Annotated in this window: 18 protein-coding genes; 12 read left to right on the plus strand and 6 right to left on the minus strand. The window is 52.1% G+C overall.

Going from position 1 to position 17,934, the window contains the following annotated elements:
• Positions 1–241: 241 nt before the first annotated feature.
• Both ACN080_RS08860 and ACN080_RS08865 read left to right on the plus strand, forming a co-directional pair.
• Positions 242–1,072, plus strand: coding sequence for a ParA family protein (locus tag ACN080_RS08860; protein ID WP_419100752.1), 831 nt, complete (start codon positions 242–244; stop codon positions 1,070–1,072).
• Between the two features lie 154 nt (positions 1,073–1,226).
• Positions 1,227–2,378: a ParB/RepB/Spo0J family partition protein gene (locus ACN080_RS08865; RefSeq protein ID WP_419113578.1), complete on the plus strand. Its 1,152-nt coding sequence runs from the start codon at positions 1,227–1,229 to the stop codon at positions 2,376–2,378.
• 1,489 nt (positions 2,379–3,867) lie between these two features.
• On the opposite strand, the gene trxA is transcribed toward ACN080_RS08865, so the two are convergent.
• The 5 genes from trxA to ACN080_RS08890 all read right to left on the minus strand — a co-directional run bounded on the left by trxA (position 3,868) and on the right by ACN080_RS08890 (position 8,822).
• Entirely contained in the window at positions 3,868–4,188 is a 321-nt protein-coding gene (gene trxA / locus ACN080_RS08870; protein ID WP_419100727.1) for a thioredoxin, read from the minus strand.
• A 38-nt stretch (positions 4,189–4,226) separates the two neighbouring features.
• Positions 4,227–5,261, minus strand: a complete 1,035-nt coding sequence (gene trxB, locus ACN080_RS08875; RefSeq protein WP_419113579.1) for a thioredoxin-disulfide reductase — start codon at positions 5,259–5,261, stop codon at positions 4,227–4,229.
• A 97-nt stretch (positions 5,262–5,358) separates the two neighbouring features.
• Entirely contained in the window at positions 5,359–6,573 is a 1,215-nt protein-coding gene (locus tag ACN080_RS08880; protein WP_419105204.1) for a serine/threonine protein kinase, read from the minus strand.
• 39 nt (positions 6,574–6,612) lie between these two features.
• On the minus strand, positions 6,613–8,295 hold the full coding sequence (gene murJ / locus ACN080_RS08885; protein ID WP_419105205.1) for a murein biosynthesis integral membrane protein MurJ: 1,683 nt from the start codon (positions 8,293–8,295) through the stop codon (positions 6,613–6,615).
• A 23-nt stretch (positions 8,296–8,318) separates the two neighbouring features.
• Positions 8,319–8,822 (minus strand): NUDIX hydrolase, encoded by a 504-nt coding sequence (locus ACN080_RS08890; protein WP_419100731.1) that lies wholly within the window; start codon positions 8,820–8,822, stop codon positions 8,319–8,321.
• Positions 8,823–8,913: 91 nt separating this feature from the next.
• Between ACN080_RS08890 and ACN080_RS08895 the strand changes: the two genes are divergently transcribed.
• The gene (locus ACN080_RS08895; RefSeq protein WP_419100732.1) at positions 8,914–10,341 is read left to right on the plus strand and encodes a CCA tRNA nucleotidyltransferase; all 1,428 of its coding nucleotides are present in this window, start codon (positions 8,914–8,916) and stop codon (positions 10,339–10,341) included.
• Between the two features lie 97 nt (positions 10,342–10,438).
• Here ACN080_RS08895 and ACN080_RS08900 read toward each other — a convergent pair whose 3' ends face one another.
• Complete coding sequence (locus ACN080_RS08900; RefSeq protein WP_419113580.1) at positions 10,439–10,891, minus strand: hypothetical protein; 453 nt, start codon at positions 10,889–10,891, stop codon at positions 10,439–10,441.
• A 234-nt stretch (positions 10,892–11,125) separates the two neighbouring features.
• Here ACN080_RS08900 and ACN080_RS08905 point away from each other — a divergent pair, with 234 nt between their 5' ends.
• The 9 genes from ACN080_RS08905 to ACN080_RS08945 all read left to right on the plus strand — a co-directional run bounded on the left by ACN080_RS08905 (position 11,126) and on the right by ACN080_RS08945 (position 17,465).
• Complete coding sequence (locus tag ACN080_RS08905; RefSeq protein WP_419100734.1) at positions 11,126–12,112, plus strand: ABC transporter ATP-binding protein; 987 nt, start codon at positions 11,126–11,128, stop codon at positions 12,110–12,112.
• A gap of 2 nt (positions 12,113–12,114) precedes the next feature.
• Positions 12,115–13,002: a hypothetical protein gene (locus tag ACN080_RS08910; protein WP_419100735.1), complete on the plus strand. Its 888-nt coding sequence runs from the start codon at positions 12,115–12,117 to the stop codon at positions 13,000–13,002.
• Positions 13,003–13,184: 182 nt separating this feature from the next.
• A complete protein-coding gene (locus ACN080_RS08915) occupies positions 13,185–14,456 on the plus strand; it encodes a hypothetical protein (RefSeq protein ID WP_419105207.1) in 1,272 nt (423 codons plus the stop codon).
• A gap of 21 nt (positions 14,457–14,477) precedes the next feature.
• Positions 14,478–14,840, plus strand: a complete 363-nt coding sequence (locus ACN080_RS08920; RefSeq protein ID WP_419100737.1) for a TM2 domain-containing protein — start codon at positions 14,478–14,480, stop codon at positions 14,838–14,840.
• 221 nt (positions 14,841–15,061) lie between these two features.
• Positions 15,062–15,367 (plus strand): 30S ribosomal protein S6, encoded by a 306-nt coding sequence (gene rpsF / locus ACN080_RS08925; protein ID WP_419100738.1) that lies wholly within the window; start codon positions 15,062–15,064, stop codon positions 15,365–15,367.
• Between the two features lie 117 nt (positions 15,368–15,484).
• The gene (locus tag ACN080_RS08930) at positions 15,485–16,129 is read left to right on the plus strand and encodes a single-stranded DNA-binding protein (protein ID WP_419113581.1); all 645 of its coding nucleotides are present in this window, start codon (positions 15,485–15,487) and stop codon (positions 16,127–16,129) included.
• Between the two features lie 131 nt (positions 16,130–16,260).
• Entirely contained in the window at positions 16,261–16,497 is a 237-nt protein-coding gene (gene rpsR, locus ACN080_RS08935; protein ID WP_004005948.1) for a 30S ribosomal protein S18, read from the plus strand.
• A gap of 22 nt (positions 16,498–16,519) precedes the next feature.
• Positions 16,520–16,969, plus strand: coding sequence for a 50S ribosomal protein L9 (gene rplI / locus ACN080_RS08940; RefSeq protein ID WP_419100740.1), 450 nt, complete (start codon positions 16,520–16,522; stop codon positions 16,967–16,969).
• Positions 16,970–17,159: 190 nt separating this feature from the next.
• Positions 17,160–17,465 carry a hypothetical protein gene (locus tag ACN080_RS08945; RefSeq protein WP_419100741.1) on the plus strand — a complete coding sequence of 102 codons (306 nt, stop codon included), beginning with the start codon at positions 17,160–17,162 and terminating at the stop codon, positions 17,463–17,465.
• The last annotated feature ends 469 nt before the right edge of the window (positions 17,466–17,934 follow it).

A 17,934-nucleotide genomic window follows, 5' to 3' on the forward strand; every position in this document is an offset into this window, starting at 1 on the left:
TCCTCAGGAAGCGGGTAGTCTTATACAGACGAGAACATAGACCTACCCAGGGGAGAACCCGGTGCCCACTATCTCAAACATTCCTGATTTTGGCTTACCCCCAGAACCTCAAGATGCGACCGCTAAGCCCGATCGCGGTTCCCATGTTTCACGTGAAACACGTGAAAAACTCGAACGCACCGACAGTGTAGCCATTACCCAAAACCCCATTGCACAGCAGGCATACAGCGCTAAGCAACAACTGCAGCAACTTGATGGTGAGCAGCTGGGAAGGCCCGCTGAAGCCCGAATCTTTACCATCTCTAACCAAAAAGGTGGAGTTGGCAAAACATCTACTGCCGTCAATCTTGCTGCCGCCTTTGCAAGTAAGGGAATGAATGTCTTGGTCATTGATAATGACCCGCAGGGGAATGCCTCGACAGCACTGGGTATCGATCACGGTATTGACGTTCCATCGATTTACGACGTACTGGTCGATGATAAACCGCTGGCGGATATCGTCCAGCCGTGCCCCGACCTTGAAAACCTGTGGTGTGCACCTTCTAACATTGATCTTGCAGGTGCTGAGATTGAGCTGGTTTCTATGGTTGCCCGTGAAACCAGGCTCAAGAATGCACTTTCAGATTATATGGCGGCTCGGGAAATGGCGGGGGAGCCTCGGCTGGACTATGTCTTCATTGACTGCCCTCCCAGCCTGGGGCTACTCACCATTAATGCCTTTGTTGCCGCTCGTGAAGTCCTCATCCCTATTCAGTGCGAATACTATGCGCTGGAAGGGCTGAGTCAGCTCCTAAAAAATATCACTATGATTCAGAAGCACCTCAATGCAAATCTGCATATTAGTACCATCCTTCTCACCATGTATGACGGTCGAACCAATCTTTCTGCTCAGGTAGCAGAAGAGGTGCGTGAACATTTCCCTGAACAGGTTCTCGATGCTGCTATTCCTCGGTCGGTGCGTATCTCTGAGGCACCAAGCTACCAGCAGACCGTCATCAGCTACGATCCGCAGTCATCGGGTGCAATTGCTTACCTTAAGGCCGCCGTTGAAATTGCCCACCAGGGTGACTAGCGCCTTGCAAAGAATCTTTATCTGATAAATATTTTTTCTAAAGCTAAAAGAAGACACTGGAATCTCGCTGTCTAGCGAGACCAGTGTCTTTCTATGAGCTTTTACTCCATTAGACTTGGACAAGAGACAAAACCTAAGTGGCATGGAGGTCCGTATGGCAGAAAAGAAGCGTGGGTTAGGTAGGGGGCTAGGTGCTCTTATTCCCGAGGGTACTAAGTCACAAGCTACCCAAGATACGCCCGATAATAAGGCGCCTGCTAGGTCTACTCGCAGCTCTACCTCGAAAGCCGCTGCAACTAAGTCGGGGAAAAATACCGAGAAGCCTAAGTCTGTTTCACGTGAAACACCCAAGAAAAAACGTCCAGAGAAACGCGCCGATATGGGAGCTGCCTTGCGGAGCACTACAGGGTCACGTCGCCCAGTAGATTTCTTCTTCGGGGAGGACAGCGCAAAAGAAGCAGCCGCATCGGAGATCCTAGTACCCGTTCCAGGTGCAAACTTTGCGACCCTCAATGTTACTGATATTCACCCCAACCGTAAGCAACCCCGAACTGATTTTGATGAGCACGATATGCAAGAGCTCGTGCACTCCATCAAAGAAATCGGTGTTTTGCAGCCCATCGTGGTGCGTCCCAGCCGCGAAAATGGCCTTGAAAAGTACGAGCTTATTATGGGTGAGCGCCGTTGGCGTGCAACCCAGCGTGCCGGTCTCGATACCATTCCTGCCATTATCCGTGAGACTCAAGATGAAGATCTCCTCCGTGATGCTCTGCTGGAAAACCTGCATAGGTCCCAGCTCAACCCTATTGAAGAAGCGGCTGCTTACCAGCAGCTTCTTGAAGAGTTTGGGACTACCCAAGAGCAGTTGGCCCAGCGTATCGGACGTTCCCGCCCTCAGATTTCTAATACCATCCGACTGCTCAAATTGCCTGCTCTGGTCCAGAGGCGGGTAGCTGCTGGGACTATTTCAGCCGGGCATGCTAGGGCTCTTCTAGGGCTAAAAAAAGCCTCCGAGATAGAAACACTCGCTCAGAAAATTGTGAATGAGGGCCTATCTGTTCGTGCAGTTGAAGAGTTTGTATCAGCTGGTACTGAGGGTAAGAAGCCGCAAGAACCCAAGACCACTAAGGTCCAGGACCACTCCCAGCGCCTTGACTACCTTGCGGATGCCCTTGGTGACAAGCTTGATACTAACGTCAAAATTTCCCTAGGCGCGCGCAAAGGGAAGATGACGATTGAATTTGCCTCAGTTGATGATCTAAACCGTATCCTTGATCTCATCGACCCCAAGATAAGCAAAAAGTAGGTTTGTTCTGGTGTGGGCATTCCTTGCCGACCCTGTGTTTGCTAAGGATCTAGGCGGTGCTAACTTAGCCATAAATGGACGAGCTGTTTCACGTGAAACAGCTCGTCCATTTATAAATATTTGCGCTTCAGTAGGCAGTTGCGCAAGGAAAATGGTAAGGAGTCGAAGAATGCTCTGTCTTACCCTTTTTGAGCTGGATAGGGCCTCTTTCGATGTTTTTAAGGGATCCAGAGGAGGCTAAAACCCCTCAGTGGCCGTCTAAGGGGCTATTTTTATGCCAGATAGGTATTTACCTACTCTAGGTGGCTTTAGGGCCTCAGGAGCGAATCTGGAGGCTGTATTTTTTCTTGAGGTCACCTAAAAAACTGTTCTACTGCGAGCCGGCAGGCTAGGGAATCAAATCTTGAGAGCAGCTTACCCCGGAACTATAGGGATAGTTCTTTGGCAAAGAGATGGGGTGCCTCTAGGTATGCCCCTTTGAAGCAGAATCGGGGTAATGTGTATTTGACTGCATTGACTGCACTAGCGCAGTGGTAACTCAATACCGATCTGCTTAGGGCTCTAGGGTATCGCAAAATGGTCCGAAAATCAGACTTCTCTATATTTATCCCTCATCTAGAATATTTTACTGTCATAGAGGATATTTAAAAGGGGATCGAGCTGGAGAGCATTCCAGAATTCATCATGGGAACTTTATTTTTAGTTTTAACCGCTGGTGGTGAATATGTTGATGGGCGATGGGGAATCGATAAAGTTCGGTGCGGTGAAATAAGAAATAAAATTAATAAGTAAAGTTTTTTAGGGATATTCTGACGCAACCTATGGATAATTACGGTTCGGTGGTAGCATCGGAGTGTTTACCTGGAGTGGAAAAATTATCTGGTGATATCGGGTCTAATTCTCTCCTCTTTAATCTTGAAAAACCCCTTGATTCACTAAATGGAAAGTAGGGGTTAAATAGGTTTTGTTTTAGGTAGATACCGAATATTTCCTACGGGTTGTTTCACGTGAAACAAATATAAGTATACCAATATAGGTTGTTTATCAAACTTTTTGGACTGAATTCGGTGTATCATGGTTGCCTATTCTGGGGAATAGAGTTTCTGCGGGTGTATGCTACTTGAGTCATCTGCTGGAAAATAGAAAATATTTTTTACCCTCACCTCATTTTGAATATTTATCTTTTGGATATAGATGTACTGGGGTGTAAATATATTAAAAGTTTATGTTTGGGAAAATTTATAGCTTCACGCAGATCTGTTAGCCCACCCTAGTTTTGACTGTAATTATCTTAAAATAGATTCCCCCTATGGGTCTCGACGGGGAATCTATCTAGTGTCTTTTTAGCTTTCCCATATCTACTGATAAATCAAGGCATGCTTTATGACTTTACTGCGACTCTGTATAAACACATGCGGGTCGGTGTTTCACGTGAAACACCGACCCGCATGTACTGATGATGCAGAATCGGTCCTGCATCATCGAGGCCTTACTTGAGAAACTCTGCGAATTCCTGCTCCAGGGCAGCCTTAGGCTTAGCGCCTACGGTCTGCTTGGCGACCTCGCCGTCCTTGAAGACATAAATTGCGGGAATAGAGGTAATGCCGTACTTCATGGCGGTAGCAGGGTTGTTCTCGACATCGAGCTTAAGCACCTTGACCTTGTCTCCATACTCCTCGCCAATCTGGTCGATAACGGGGCCAACCATACGGCAGGGGCCACACCATTCGGCCCAGAAATCAACAATAACGGGCTTATCGGAGCGGAGGACTTCATCGGCAAAAGTTGCATCAGTAACCTGAGTAGTCATAGGAAATAACCTTTCGTTGGCGTATCTTGAGGGGGAAATTAAAGAGATTCCAGGTAGTGCTGTGCATCAATAGCGGCTACACAGCCTGATCCTGCGGCTGTAATAGCCTGGCGGTAGGTGGGGTCAATAACGTCACCCGCAGCAAAAACACCGGGGATAGACGTGCGGGAAGAACGACCATCTACGGCAATGGTGCCTTCGGAGGTGAGCTCCAGTTTGCCCTGTACTAGCGAAGTTCGGGGGTCTGAGCCAATGGCAACAAAAACACCTTCAACATCAAGGGCGCTGTCCTGGCCGGTCTTAACATTGGTCAAGGTCAGGCCAGAGACCTTATCTTCGCCGTCAATGGACTTCACAACGGAATTCCAGATCACTTCGATCTTGTCGTTGGACAGGGCACGCTGGGTCATAATCTCTGAGGCGCGGAAGGAATCGCGGCGGTGGACCAAATAGACCTTAGATGCAAAGCTGGTCAGGAAGAGAGCCTCTTCCAAAGCGGAATCGCCGCCACCGATAACAGCCAGAGCCTTCTCTTTGAAGAAGAAACCGTCACAGGTTGCACACCAAGAGACACCGTGCCCTGAAAGGCGTGCTTCACCCTCAACGCCCAGCTTGCGGTATTCCGACCCGGTAGAGAAAATAAGGGCCTTGGCTAGGTGAACAGAACCATCAGTCAAAATGACTTTCTTAATATCGCCTTCAAGCTCCACTTCGGCCACATCTTCGTAGCGGATATCAGCGCCAAAACGCTCTGCCTGAGCGCCGATATTGGTCATCAACTCAGGGCCCTGGATTCCCTCAATGAAACCGGGGAAGTTCTCGACCTCAGTGGTAGTCATCAGATCGCCGCCGGGGGATACCGATGATGCAAAGAGAAGAGGCTGAAGATTAGCTCGTGCGGTGTAAATAGCCGCAGTGTAACCTGCGGGGCCAGAACCCACAATAATCACCTTGTGAACGGGCTGCTCGGCTTCTCGGGGCTTCTCTGCCGCGGTCTCAGGGGCTTGTGCAGGAGCCTTCACCTTGAGGCCGGCAGAGCCATTGAAAAGGCCGCCAAGAGCGTTATCTGTCATGTTTCTCCTTGAGGATCTATGTGTTGCAGGGCTTGTGCAATATAACGGCGGGTGGGTGGGTAATATTCCCAACCCACCCGCCGGCAGCTGCAAAGGTTTAGTTGATACTGATTTCAGCGATACGAAGACCGTAAGGGTAACCAGCAACAATGGGCTGGCTCAGCTGAGGCGCCGCAGTGAACTTAATGATGATGTACTTGGTTTTGCCCTTCTGGGCGTCCTTATTGAGCTGTACAGTGGTTTCCCCGCTCGCTGCAAAACTGCCAGATCCAATTTCTTTGCCGCCATCTGCAGAAGCAGTTTCAGAGGCATAGATGGTGAATTGGCCGCCGGTACCTGAAACCTGGTTGATAGTGATGCTCTTAACTGTTGTTGCCTCATCTAACTTAGCCAAGAGGTAGACAGAATCTGCCAGGCCCCCAAAATTGGGCGAACCAAAAGCCAAGGATGTCCAGGTTGTCGCTTCATTCTTATCGGTCAGATGAGCCAGCATAGAATCACTTTCGGCCATCAGCGTCGGTGATGAAGGAACTGAGCGAGTAAAAGTCCCGTCAATCTTTGGGGCAGCAGATTTCTCTGCCGGAGCAGAGGGCTCCCCAGCTGCAGAAGCCTTACCATCTGATGCTGCTCCTTCTGAAGCAGAGGCGCTAACGCTTGTTTCGCCCGAAGCCTCTGAAGACTCACCGGACTTTGAAAGCCCACCCAGGGTCACAAAGACAGCTCCAGCGCCAATCACAAGCAGGAGGGCAGCTGCGATGCCCACAATCCAGACACCGCCATTACGGTCAGTTGGTTCGTCCGCTTCGTAGTAGCCATCTTCTTCGGCATCGTACTCTTCAAATTCCTCTGCTGGCTCATCGGCCACCTCATCCACAGACCTGATAGCAGAGATCGCCCCGCCACCGACTGTGCTGGCTTCTTTAGCAACCACATAGGTGTTGGGGGCCGCCATAGACCCCGTATCACCGAAAATTTCCTCCCCAAATTCTTCGGTATTTCCGCTCTCACCTTCAGTCAGCAGAACATCGAGGAGAGTGTCAGGGCGAGAATGGGAGGTAATGAGATAGGTGCTGTCATCTTTGTTGCCCAGGTCAAGAACCTGGACTGCTGAACGAGTCAGAGTCGTTGATTTGCGTGCATTTGTAACCAAGAGACGATTGTGTTCGGGCGCGGCAACAACTATAGAAACCTTGCGACCCAATACCTGGTCTAGGCCATCGAGCACTGCATCGCCGCCCGCGGTTTCCAAAACATGCGCGGTGACTTTGTAGCGATCTCCCAACAGGGTGTTAAGAGGAATCTGCGGTGTCAAAAGGGGCCTCCCGTTTGAATGGTTCTTTGGTATCTGATACTACCTGCTAGCACGGACACGGCGAGTAAGCACACCGACTTTATTCATAATCGGGTTGATTAGGGTATCTAATTCTTTGACTCGGAAAATTAAGAGGAATGCATAGTAGGCAACTGCCATGACGATGCCCCCCAGCAGCACCGTGAAGAAAGCACTGAGTCTTGACTCCCAGGCGAACCCATCAAAGCTATAGCCACCCAGAAGATAGAGGGCAACAACGCCGAAGACCCCTGCTCCCAGAGATGCAAACGCAACTTTAGCGTGAGTCAGGACGATACCTCTCACATCGTAGTCACCTAGACGGCGTACCAGGACCCGGTGGCTCAGATAGACCGCCAGAACATTCTGGAGGGCATACGTTAGTGCAAGGCCGTAGATAACGTGCTGGGGGGATAGTCGCGATGCTGTAAAACCAAGGGCAATAATAACGAAAGCAGAGAAAAGTTGGACGTAGAAGGGGGTCTTTGCATCCTCCTGGGAATAGAAGACACGGCCCATCATGAAAGCAACGGTGAGGAAAGGCCCACCAAGGGCGATTATCGCTATGGTTTGGCCAATGACTGCACCGGACTGTTGGGAGCCGCCACCGAAAATCATCCCTACAGGCCCAGCAAAGACCACAAGAACTACAGCACAGAAGATAGTTGCAATCGAAGCGGTCCTAAGACCCGAAGAGAGTGCGGAGGCAACAGTACTGCGATCATCCTCCTGGGAGGCGGCAGACATACGATTGAAGAGCACCGTGGCAATCGACAGGCCAATGACACCGTGGGGCAGAGAATAGAGCATGGACGAATAATTCAGGGCCTGAACACCCGGAATCTGGATACCGGCGGCCAATAACTCTTCGCGAGAACCCACCACGCCAGCAGCCACCTTGGTCAGATACATAAAAGCCAGGTTAGAAATCACGCCGGTTGCCAGGGTCCAACCTGCCAGATGGGCGGCAGTTCCCAGTCCAATACCGCGCCAGCCAAACTTAGGTCGTAACCGTAGCCCGATTCTTCGGAGCGGAATAAAAAGAATCAGTGACTGTAAAGCCACACCTAGGGTGGCAGATCCTGCCAGAACTAGAGTCTGAGCTGAGGTCCAACTGTCTAGATTATGGTAGGGCGGGTTAGTGGTGACGTCCTGGGGCCCAAAAAGGAAGATGAAGACGATGAGCGCCGCAATAGCAACCACATTGTTGAGCACAGGTGCCCACATATACCAGCCAAAAGCCCCGCGAGCGTTCAGGACCTGGCCTAGAACTGTGTAGAGGCCATAGAAGAAAATCTGGGGTAGACACCAGAAGGCGAAAATAAGACCGAAGTGCTGCTGCTCGGGGCTCCACCTGCTACCCATGACCTGGATAATAGGCCAGGAACACAGCAGGACAAGGGCAGTAATAGCTGCTATACCGCTAACCGCAAGTGTTACCAGGCGGGAAACATAGTCAGAACCGCCATCATCATGCTTGGCTGCCTTGATAATCTGCGGCACCAGCACAGCGTTGAAAATACCGCCGGCCACCAGAACATAAATCAGGTTTGGTAGGGTGTTAGCGGTTTCAAAAATATCGCCCACAGTGGTTGTAGAACCAAGGGCAACGGTAATCAGAAAAGTTTTGGCAAACCCTAGAATCCTAGAAACCAGGGTTCCAGCAGCCATAATCGCGCTGGAAAGAGCACCGGAACGTGCCACGGGAATCCTTATCTAATCAGGAGCTAGGAAAGCTGGTGAATGATGTATTCGCGAGCGATTTCAGCGATACGCCGCTCGTTGGGGAAAGAGAGCTTGCGCCCCAAATCATCAATATTTACCCAGGCGACATCTACCGCCTCATGATCGGGATCATTCTCAGTAGTCAATTCACCCCCGGTTGCGGAGAACAGAAAGTGGTGGACGGTCTTATGGACTCGATTCCCCGAGACGTTGAACCAGTAATCGATGCTACCCAAAGAAGTAATGACTTCCCCACAGATGCCAGTTTCTTCCTCAATCTCACGGGCAGCAGCGCGAACCTTAGATTCATCACCTTCGGGGTGACCCTTGGGTAGGCACCATTCGAGACGGCCACCGCGATTGACTCGGGCGATGATGGCTACAGGCAGATTTCGGTCGTTAAAGTCGACAATCACACCGCCTGCGGAGACCTCCTCGACCGTGGGCATGGCAACGAGGGGCGTAAAAGTCCGCCTCTTGGGTGCCCGTGGAATAGGAAAAGTCATGTCTCTACCTTAACCGATATGCGGGGACGATGTTTTAAAAAGGTAGGTGTGAGTGGTAACTTGTGCATTTTGCTGGCACGATTGAAGGGTTATGGCGCATGTATTTGATACCTCTTTGATTCACCCTGTGGCCCTTGAGGCGGGCGAGCTATTTAACCGCGCAGGATTTGAGCTCTCCCTGGTGGGAGGGCCCGTTCGTGACCTTTTTCTAGGGGAAACATCGGTAGACCTGGACTTCACCACCAACGCCACTCCGGACCAGACCTTAGAAGTAGTCAAAGGGTGGGCAGACGCCACCTGGGAAATCGGCAAGGAATACGGGACCATCGGAATCCGTAAGGGCAATGAGATGGTCGAAATCACCACCTACCGCGCTGAGAAATACGATTCTGATTCCCGTAAACCGGTCGTGGCTTTCGGAACTGACCTTGTAGATGACCTCCTCCGGCGTGACTTCACGATTAACTCAATGGCCCTGCGCCTGCCGTCTTTGGAGCTTGTTGATCCTTTTGGCGGTCAGCGAGACTTAGAAGCTGGGATCATTCGAACACCTGGCACCCCTCAGGATTCTTTCTCCGATGACCCGCTCCGTATGATGCGTGCCGCCCGGTTTGCTTCCCGGCTGGATATTGACCTTGCTCCTGAGGTTTTTGAAGCCATGACCGATATGTCCGAGCGAATCACTATTATCTCCGCTGAGCGCGTACGTGATGAACTGGTCAAGCTCATTTGCGGGACAGCGCCCCGCCGCGGTGTTGACTTGCTGGTGGAATCAGGCCTGGCTTCCTATGTCTTACCAGAGATCCCGGCCCTTAAGCTAGAAGTTGATGAGCACCACCGGCATAAGGATGTCTACCAACATTCCTTAACCGTTATGGAACAGGCCGCTTCACAGGAAACGGATAATGATGGTGCGGTACCCGGCCCTGACTTCATTCTGCGTTTTGCTGCTCTCATGCACGATATCGGTAAGCCCGCTACCCGTAAGTTTGAAGAGAACGGCTCTGTGAGCTTTTTGCACCACGATGTAGTGGGTGCCAAGCTGACTAAGAAGCGGATGCGGGAACTGCGGTTTGATAACGACACTATCAAGGCTGTTGCTCGGCTGGTAGAGCTTCATATGCGTTTCTACGGATACGGCGATGCTGGTTGGTCAGACTCTGCTGTGCGGCGCTACGTGCGCGATGCGGGAGAACTGCTGGAACGTCTGCACCGCTTGACTCGTGCCGATGTCACTACCCGCAACAGGCGCAAGGCTCACCGCATCTCCTCGGCCTATGATGACCTAGAACGCCGCATCACTGAACTTGCCGAGCAGGAAGAGCTGAACTCTCTGCGCCCGGACCTGGACGGCGAGCAAATCATGGCAATTTTAGGCATTAAGCCCGGCCCGCTGGTGGGGCAGGCCTATAAGTTCTTGCTGAATATGCGCTTGGATGAAGGTGCCTTGGGTGAAGAAGAAGCTACTTGGCGTCTGCGGGCATGGGCAGCTGAACAGGGGATAGGGCAAGTAAGTTAGAGCCCGAAAGATAGGGTTAATCGATTTTCCCTAGAGTTTGTGCCTTAGAAATATTGGCTTGAGCCTTGGAACTATTGAATAGATAGTAGCTAGGAGATCATCGACCTGTAGAACCCTGCCCTATATCTGCAAAAATGGTGGGCAGGTTTTGACAGAGCAAAGATAGATCCAAGGGGTGACCAAAAATATCAGCGATAGTTTGGCGTTTGTTGAGCTCCTGAAGAGAAATAAAAGTGCTCTTTGGAGTGAGCTTCTCGTGGGCAACAATGAAGAATTTTCCCTCCTCGTTTCGGTAGAGGGCAAAGCTTTCCACCATGGCACCGGGCAACCATACTGACAGATAGGTCTGCTGGGGTGGCTGGGCCACAGGGGGCAGGAAAATCGTGATGTGCTGATTGGCTTGAAGATAATGCCAGCTTGGTGCTATCTGGCTATCTACACCAACTAGCTGCTGGGGTAGAAGCTGGCTAGGGCGAGGTGGATGAGCTAGCAGGCTGCTGACTGCGTGAGCAAGGCACAGGGCATCTTCAAACTCTTGTGAGGGGAGCATCTGAATACGGCTTGTGCTCGCGTCTTGATCCCAAAGCGGCCCTTCCCAAGAATCTTCCCACAGTGCCTTTTCAGGTAGCTGGTGGATAATTTGTTCACTGTCGGTGTCTCTGTCCGTTTCTCACCTTCCACCACCAAAATATTCTCCAGGATTCATCCTTTGGGTGGATATCAGTATGTCCAAAACCCTGTAAGGTTCAGAGAAGAAGAATCCCCCCTATTGCAGAGGACACCCATGTTAGAGGTCAAAAACCTCACCAAACGCTACGGCTCTAAGACAGCCGTCAATGACCTAAGTTTCACCGTCCCCAACGGCAAAGTTACCGGCTTTTTGGGCCCCAACGGTGCCGGCAAATCAACCACCATGCGCATGCTGGTCGGCCTCGAAAAGCCCACCCAAGGGAAAGCTCTAGTAGATGGCTCACCCTACCGTTCCCTACCTAGCCCGCTCTCTAGCCTTGGTGCCCTACTCGATGCCAAAGCCATGCACCCCGGTCGAAGTGGGCTGGCCCATCTGCGCTCGCTGGCTCTGACCCACGGTATTCCCAAGACTCGTGTTGATGAGGTCATCGAAATGACTGGCCTGAGTGCCGTAGCCAAGAAGAAGGTTAAGGGCTTCTCTCTGGGTATGGGCCAACGCATGGGTATTGCCGCCGCTCTGCTGGGCGACCCTGAAAATATCATCCTGGATGAGCCCGTCAATGGTCTTGACCCGGAAGGCGTCATCTGGGTGCGTAACCTGGCCCGGCACCTAGCCAGTGAAGGGCGAGCTGTCCTGATTTCTTCCCATCTCATGAGTGAGATGTCTCAAACGGCCGATGACCTTATTGTGATTGGGCGTGGCCGCATGCTGGCTAACTGCTCGATGGAAGAGTTCCTCACCATTGGTGATCAGAATAAAGTGCTGGTTCGCACCGATAGCAGAGAGGCTTTTGCCGGTGCCCTCCAAGAAGCTGGCTATGCTTTTAGTGCTATTGACACGGACGGTCTGATGGTGGAGCAGGTAGCTTCTCGTCACCTTGCTGAGCTTGCGCGTGACCGTGGTGTGTTACTGCATGAGCTCACCCCACAGGTTGCCACGCTGGAGCAGGTCTACATGAATATGACCCGTGATGATGTGGAATACAACTCAAGCACCTTTGAATTGGCCCAGGTGCAAGCAGAGAACATTCCGGATACGCCTTGGGGAACTAGCAGCAACGAGACAGGGGAGAAGAAATAATCATGGCGAACACATCTCTTGCGGCTCCGGTGAGCCCTTCTCAATTCGCCGGTAAAAAACTCACCTTTTGGGGCGTGATTCGCTCGGAATCGCTCAAGTTCCGGTCTTTAGTTACCAACTGGGTGATAACGCTAGTGACCGCTCTGGTCATGATTGGAATGGCACCGCTATACGCCACGATCCTTAACTCAATGGCTCGGGACGCTGAGAGTCTGGCAAAGATGTCTGAACAAATGGAGCAGACCAACGCCGGGATCGAAAGTATTACCAATTTGGCATATGCGATGGGTTCTTCCGGTATTGACCTTGCCAATATGCTGGTTGCTTCTCTTGCGGCAGTCTTTATCGGTTCTGAATATTCCACTCGGTCAATTCAGGCGGCCTTGACCGCTGTGCCCCGGAGAACAGGTTACTACCTGGCAAAACTTATCGTCCTGTCTGTCTACTCCTTCGTACTCGGTGTAGTCGTTACGGGCATCGGCTACTGGGTTGGCTACGCAGTTCTTGATAGCTCTGTGAAAGATACCCTAGAGTTCAACAACGGGCTGATGCTTAACTGGGTAGCTGCCGGTATCTACTTCATGTTGATGGCCTGGATGGGGTACGGCTTTGGCACCCTCTTCCGGAACAATGCTGCGGGCATTGTTATGGTCGTTGTGGTTTTCTTCATCCTTCCCATCATTGCGGCCATTTTTTCGGGTCAAGTGGAATGGGTAGCTGATGCGATGAATTACCTGCCCTCTTCTCTGGGGCGAGTAATTTTGACCTATGATCTGCGAGCTGATGCGGATATGGGCTACCTGGAGGCTGGCTCCTGGTTTGCGCTCTGGGCCTTTATCCCGGCCTTGCTCGGCTACCTTCGGTTCCGTTTTTCGGATACCCGTGGATAATTTTTGTCCCTGGAAGGTGTAGCTTACACATACCGGTGGGCGGTGGAGTTCTGATAAGCAGAGCTCCAGCGCCCATTAGTTTGCGACTTACTCCTGTGGCTTGAATAAATATGTTTCTTCTATCTTGAAATGATTGATCGCGGAGGCAAAGATACACCAGCGCTCCGGCATACAATGGTGGCATGGTTGAGCGTGACAAAAATGAAGAGCAGAGAAGTGCTCGCTCTGTCTTGCACGCTCACGGGGAGCAGCTTCGTGAAAATTTTTCCGCTTCGGTGCAAAAAGTGGGTCGGTTCTCTGGCCAGGTAGGTGAGTTCTCTGAACGGGCAGCGGGTATTCTGACCCGCAGAGATGCCCGTAGCATCAAGATTCGTTTGACCCTAACAGCCCTGTTCGTGTCGGTGCTTGCCCTGGTAATTGCGTCGGTGGGTAACTACTATTCCCTGCCGCATAGTCCAGAAGAAGCCGCTGAACAGTATATACAGGCGCTTCAGCGTGGCGATTATATCGACGGTCTGGACGAGGAAGCCTACAGAAGCTTCACATACACCTATCTCACCAACACTATCTACAGCTCCGCTCAAGGACGGGTGGAAAGCTATACCATTTTGAGTTCCGCCCCTGAGCCGGATGACCGTGCTGAAGTCACTGTGCGGGCCCTTGCCAACGGGCAAGAGCACGATTTGGTACTGCCATTTGTACTGGAGCCCAGAAGCGGCCCCTTCAATGACACCTGGAAACTAGCGACCTCAGCACAGAATTATCTGCAGTTAACCACCCCTGTGGATCTTTCAGAAATTACAGTCAACGGCCACTCTCTGAGCCTGCCTAAGACACGCCGTCTTAGGGTTGACGGGGGCTATTCTTGGCTGGTTCCTCTCTTGCCCGGTGCATACACCGTCTCGTTACCTTCAACGTCCTATTATGTACTTTCCCCGGTAGAGCGCACTGTGACTAGCTCCCTGCCCGACGGGAGTAGCGAAATATCCCTCCTAAACTTGGAGGTCCGCCCGTCCCCCCGCATGTGGAGAGAGACAGATGAACTCATTGATTCCTGGTTGAGTCGCTGTGAGAGTTCACGAAGGCTCGATGTCGTGGGGTGCCCCACCTCCGCTATCTATGGGAATGACTCAACTGCAACTATCAGTGATGTGCAGTGGAAGCTCGTCTCTCGACCTGCGTTTTACCTGGTTCAAGATACCGCCAAACCTAGCCTGTGGCATGCCTCTGAGCATGAACAGGCTGTCATGGATTTGACCTACCTAGCAGACGGTAAAGCCCAGCGAGAAATCATCACATTCACTATTGACGCTGAGGTAGTCTCAGATGGAAACCACGCCGATATTAGCGTCGGTCTGGGAGATAAAAAAACAAGTAGGGAAGAGCTACAAGAATCTGTTTCTGATGACGTTCTCTCCCAACCGACTCTCCAACAATTTGCCGCTACTTCTTAGGCGGACTCGAAGCAGGAAAGCATGTCTGAACAACCTCAGCATTACAGCCCCACCTACATCAATAACCCTGGGCACCCCTATTCATACGCCCAGGGCCAGCCTGTTTATATTGTCCAGGCCAAATCGACTCTCGTGGCCTACCTGCTCTTTATCTTCCTGTGGTGGCTCGGTGCCCATAAGTTCTACCTCCGCCAGCCCTTTATGGGGATTTTCTACCTTGTAGGGAATGCCATTGCGGCGGCCCTGACAGCAGGTATTCCTTTTGTTGGCTGGATATCTTATGCCCCCTTGGCCATTGTCATGCTGTGGGATCTCTTCACCATACCCGTGCGCGTAGGTTACCTCAATGCCCTGATGAAGAGCCGGGCCACCTACAGGAGCTAAGCCACTGGGAGTTGGGGCTTAGGTGCCCTAAGAAACAGCTCGCCTACAGTGCTGCGGGCAACACTCTTTAAAACCTCAAAAACCTGCCTAAACCCTCCCTACTCCTGTAAAGTGGGTGGAGTCTGTGCTGGTGCCAGCCAACACCTGAGCCCGGGCAGACAGTACGTAATCTCCTGCTATGGAAATCCCATAGCCGCTTAGCCCAAAGGAGGGGTTTAATCATGCGTGCATACGAACTGATGGTTATCCTCAACCCCGAGGTCGAGGACAAGGCTGTAGAGCCCACCCTCACCAAGTTCCTCGAAGTTGTCACCAAGGACAACGGCACCATCGAGAAGATGGACATCTGGGGCCGCCGTAAGCTCGCTTACGAAATCCAGAAGAAGAGCGAAGGCATCTACGCCGTTGTTAACTTCACCTCAACCCCCGAGACTGCTGCTGAACTGGACCGCGTTCTGAATCTGAACGAGTCCGTCATGCGCACCAAGATCATCCGCCCGGAAGATCAGCAGATCTCCTCCAAGTAAATGTTTGAAACGGGGCGAGGAAAACTAGGTTAACCTCCCGCGAGGGGCTTCTAAAATGTCAGACCCCCGTGCAAAACTTCAAATACTTACTCTTATAACTACGACCGGAGGCATCACATGGCTGGCGACACCGTCATTACCGTAATCGGTAACCTGACAGGCGATCCTGAGCTTCGCTTCACCCCCAACGGGGCAGCGGTAGCTAACTTCACGATCGCGTCAACCCCCCGCAACTTTGACCGCGCATCAGGCGAGTGGAAAGAAGGCGAGACCCTCTTCCTGCGTGCCAGCGTATGGCGTGAAGCTGCGGAGAACGTCGCTGAAACCCTCAAAAAGGGTATGCGCGTTATTGCGCAGGGCCGTCTAAAGTCCCGCTCGTATGAAACCAAAGAAGGCGAGCGTCGCACTTCAATGGAGCTAGAGATCGAAGAAATCGGTCCCTCACTCCGTTTTGCATCCGCTAACGTATCCCGTAACCAGCGCTCAGGTGGCAACTTTGGTGGCGACCAGGGCTTTGGTGGCGGCTACAACAATGCCAACCAGGGCGGCTACAACGCCGCACCCCAGGCTGGCTTTGGCGGTGGCGCAGGCTACGGCGGCCAGCAGGGCGGCTACGGCGCCCCTGCCCCGCAGGCAAGCCCCGCAGTTCCTCCTCAGGCAGCTCCCCAGCAGGCACCGGCTCCAGCCGCTGACCCTTGGGGCCAGCAGTCCGGCGGTAACTATGACTGGGGTAGTGGAGCCGACGACGAGCCTCCCTTCTAAGGTGCTGGCAGGCACTTACCTGCCATATGCAGAGGAGGGTGCACACCAAGTGTCCTTCTGTGAACAAGACCAAATATTCATCCATCCCGCGGTGAGAGCCGCGGGCTCCCAAGAGAAAAAGGAGCACCACGATGGCTAAGGCTGAAATCCGTAAGCCCAAACCCAAGCAGAACCCGCTGAAGGCTGCAGACGTTACCGTAATCGACTACAAGGACGTTGCACTTCTGCGTAAGTTCATCTCCGATCGCGGCAAGATCCGTGCCCGTCGCGTTACTGGCGTAACCGTTCAGGAACAGCGCAAGATCGCTCAGGCAATCAAGAACGCCCGCGAAGTTGCACTGCTGCCCTACTCAGGCGCTGGCCGCTAAATCGATAGGAGAGTAGAAGAACATGGCTAAGATCATTCTTACTCAGGAAGTCACCGGTCTCGGTGCTGCTGGCGACGTCGTTACCGTTAAGGACGGCTACGCTCGTAACTACCTGCTTCCCCGTGGCTTTGCAGTCACCTGGACTGTAGGCGGCGAAAAGCAGGTTGAGTCAATCCGTGCAGCTCGTGTAGCTCGCGCCAAGGCTAACCTCGAAGAAGCTAAGGCAACTGCGGCTGCTCTGTCGGCAAAGCCCGTTGTTGTCGCTCACAAGGCTGGCGCTGACGGCCGTCTCTTCGGCACCGTCAAGGCTGAGCACGTAGCTGAAGCTATTGAAGCTGCCGGTGCAGGTTCAATCGACAAGCGCGCTATTAACCTCGGTTCCGCTATCAAGCGCACCGGCGTTTACACTGTTTCCGTGCGTCTGCACGAAGACGTTGTAGCCAACGTTGAGCTGGATGTTGTAGCCGAGTAATAAACTCGTTTATTACCCGTTACGGCCAACCTAAAAGCCCCGTTTTCTCCCGTCAGGAGAGAACGGGGCTTTCGCATGGTCTGACACTGTGGCGCACTGTGGGATAGCTGTGGCTAATGTGGTGAAACTGGCGTGTGTAGTGGGTCCGTAGTATTCGGGTTTTCCAGGTTGGTTTGGCATGCTAGAGGGTATGGCTAAACCTACCCCGCGCCCTCAGAGCACCCAGACCTTTATTGCCGCTGTCGTAACTGAGGTAATTTCACTGATATCCCTTGTGTTGGCGTTTGCGGTCAATATTGGACCCCCCTCAACGGTTTTAGCTACCCTGCTAGGTTTTATGGTTCTTTCTGTTCTAGCTGCAGCCCTAGCTTTTATCCTTGCCCTGGTGGGACTGATCCGCTTTTCGCGGCACACCGGTGGCTTTATCGCAGTGATGGTGGTTTCGGTCCTTGCTAACCCTGTTCTGTGGTTCTTTATTATTGGTTCTTTTGCCTAAGAAGAAGTTTTTGCAGTAAAAAATATAAATACCCAGCTTTTTCCCAGGTAACTTAAAACCCACCATAAGCCTAGTGAGGTTATATAGAGGTATTAGCTTGAAAGGCTATAAGAAGCGAATGTGTGTGTGCTTCAAAGTCAGGTAATGCTGAACCTGTCTTTCATCGGAGAGTGGCGAGACCAGTATGGGGGCCTCGCCACTTTTTGTGCCTATCTGCGGTCTTCCCTGCACCCGACGGTGCTCTGGAAGCAAGAGAGGAACAGATATTCTCAGTCCGCCCACAGAAACAATCTATATCGCGCTCAGGCCGCTGGAGCATACTGGTAGTACAGGTTCAAGGGAAGAACAGCCGCAAGGTGGCCGGTTCTTCTGGACCTCAAGAAAGAAAGTGTGTATTTTGCATGGGTCTTTGATCGATGTGTAAATGTGTGTAATGGTGGTGGGGGGGGGGGCGGCCCCCCCCCCCACC

It is taken from the genome of Rothia sp. CCM 9416, from assembly GCF_048513535.1.
Taxonomy (GTDB): domain Bacteria; phylum Actinomycetota; class Actinomycetes; order Actinomycetales; family Micrococcaceae; genus Rothia.

Coding starts and splice junctions, on each gene's coding strand:
- ACN080_RS08865 (WP_419113578.1), top strand. CDS start 1,227: ATGGCAGAAAAGAAGCGTGGGTTAGGTAGGGGGCTAGGTGCTCTTATT.
- trxA (WP_419100727.1), bottom strand. CDS start 4,188: ATGACTACTCAGGTTACTGATGCAACTTTTGCCGATGAAGTCCTCCGC.
- trxB (WP_419113579.1), bottom strand. CDS start 5,261: ATGACAGATAACGCTCTTGGCGGCCTTTTCAATGGCTCTGCCGGCCTC.
- ACN080_RS08890 (WP_419100731.1), bottom strand. CDS start 8,822: ATGACTTTTCCTATTCCACGGGCACCCAAGAGGCGGACTTTTACGCCC.
- ACN080_RS08895 (WP_419100732.1), top strand. CDS start 8,914: ATGGCGCATGTATTTGATACCTCTTTGATTCACCCTGTGGCCCTTGAG.
- ACN080_RS08900 (WP_419113580.1), bottom strand. CDS start 10,891: ATGCTCCCCTCACAAGAGTTTGAAGATGCCCTGTGCCTTGCTCACGCA.
- ACN080_RS08905 (WP_419100734.1), top strand. CDS start 11,126: ATGTTAGAGGTCAAAAACCTCACCAAACGCTACGGCTCTAAGACAGCC.
- ACN080_RS08910 (WP_419100735.1), top strand. CDS start 12,115: ATGGCGAACACATCTCTTGCGGCTCCGGTGAGCCCTTCTCAATTCGCC.
- ACN080_RS08915 (WP_419105207.1), top strand. CDS start 13,185: ATGGTTGAGCGTGACAAAAATGAAGAGCAGAGAAGTGCTCGCTCTGTC.
- ACN080_RS08920 (WP_419100737.1), top strand. CDS start 14,478: ATGTCTGAACAACCTCAGCATTACAGCCCCACCTACATCAATAACCCT.
- rpsF (WP_419100738.1), top strand. CDS start 15,062: ATGCGTGCATACGAACTGATGGTTATCCTCAACCCCGAGGTCGAGGAC.
- ACN080_RS08930 (WP_419113581.1), top strand. CDS start 15,485: ATGGCTGGCGACACCGTCATTACCGTAATCGGTAACCTGACAGGCGAT.
- rpsR (WP_004005948.1), top strand. CDS start 16,261: ATGGCTAAGGCTGAAATCCGTAAGCCCAAACCCAAGCAGAACCCGCTG.
- rplI (WP_419100740.1), top strand. CDS start 16,520: ATGGCTAAGATCATTCTTACTCAGGAAGTCACCGGTCTCGGTGCTGCT.
- ACN080_RS08945 (WP_419100741.1), top strand. CDS start 17,160: ATGGCTAAACCTACCCCGCGCCCTCAGAGCACCCAGACCTTTATTGCC.